The 501-nt window shown below is 37.3% G+C and carries 1 pseudogene; it reads left to right on the forward strand.

What is annotated here, in order from left to right:
• Positions 1-234, forward strand: a pseudogene (locus ACFINU_RS10460) (transcriptional regulator); the annotation flags it as partial.
• Between the last annotated feature and the right edge of the window lie 267 nt (positions 235-501).

Raw genomic sequence — 501 nt, forward strand, 5'->3', positions numbered from 1 at the left:
CCTGCTGGTCTCATGAAAAAGCTTGGTCGCATAGCTTATACAACCTATCGCGATGCAAATATAAAACTCCCCCCTGAAGATATAGCGGAACTCGCGGCGGAACTTTATGGAAAACTGCAAGAGCTTGTTCAAGACATCAACGACACGGAAGAAGTCGAGCTTATTTTACCTCTTCTAAAATTGCATTTAAAGCGTCAAATAGAGGCTGAAAATGCACATCCAGAAACTACATAAGATATAGCTTAATGCCTCTCTAAAATGAAAAATACAGGCGCGTTTCTATTTACATTAAGAAACTTAAATAACGAATTGTTTTTAAAGAATTATATTTGCAAAAAATAGAAACGCGCCATATGGCGCATATCTTTTTTGCTTTTTTGGTCATTTTTGGCTGATTTTGGAGTCGATTGAACTTTTGGAGTGATTTTTTTCACAGGGTCTTCAAAGGCGGTTTTCTGGGCTTTCACAGACTTTTCAAAATTTTTCACAGGGTTTTCACAG

This window comes from Bartonella sp. AC130YNZD (assembly GCF_042196865.1).
Taxonomy (GTDB): Bacteria; Pseudomonadota; Alphaproteobacteria; order Rhizobiales; family Rhizobiaceae; genus Bartonella.